Below are 570 nucleotides of genomic sequence, written 5' to 3'. Positions count from 1 at the left end.
AAAAAAGGAAGAGGGAACGGGGCAGGGACGAGACGCCTGGAAGGCGCCCAGGGCGGCCTCAGTGCGGCGTCATGGTGGCGGCGGGCGGAACGCCGGCACGCGCACCGCGGTGCCGATGCGCCGGCACTGGCCCTGGATGCGCTCCACCCAGGGGCGGCTCACGAGGAAGGTGCTGGAACCCACGGCCTCGTCGGTGGGCACCACGTCGGTCCGCAGGTTCACCGATTTGCCATTCGCCAGCGCCGCGCCGCGCTCGGCCGGGTCGTCGTCCTGTGCGGGGTTCGGGGCCCCTGGCGTCACCGGAGGCGGCACCCGCAGCCGGTAGATGTGTGATCCGGTGGTCCAGACCATCCACACCAGCGCAAAGCCTTCCGGATCGGCCTTGGACGGCGGAAACGCCTGCTGCACGAAGCAAAACGATTGGGGCCGCCGCGTCTGCCGCAGCTCCGTCAGGAACGCGCGGAGCATGGCCGGGCTGGCGATGTGTTCGGTGGCTGGCGTCGAGAAGGCCGGGTCGGCCGCCACGGGCTGCGGTTGCGGCGCGGTGCCCTGGCGGCCCGCGTCGGCCCA

General features: G+C 72.3%; 1 protein-coding gene. It reads right to left on the bottom strand.

Translation table 11 applies throughout. The features are described 5' to 3' along the window. Positions 1-69: 69 nt before the first annotated feature. The coding region (locus AC27IQ_RS26825) for a hypothetical protein (protein WP_487091517.1) at positions 70-570 on the bottom strand (501 nt) is incomplete at its 5' end.

The sequence above is a fragment of the Acidovorax sp. KPB24-07 genome, from assembly GCF_057543315.1.
This window is presented reverse-complemented; position numbering and strand designations above follow the sequence as displayed.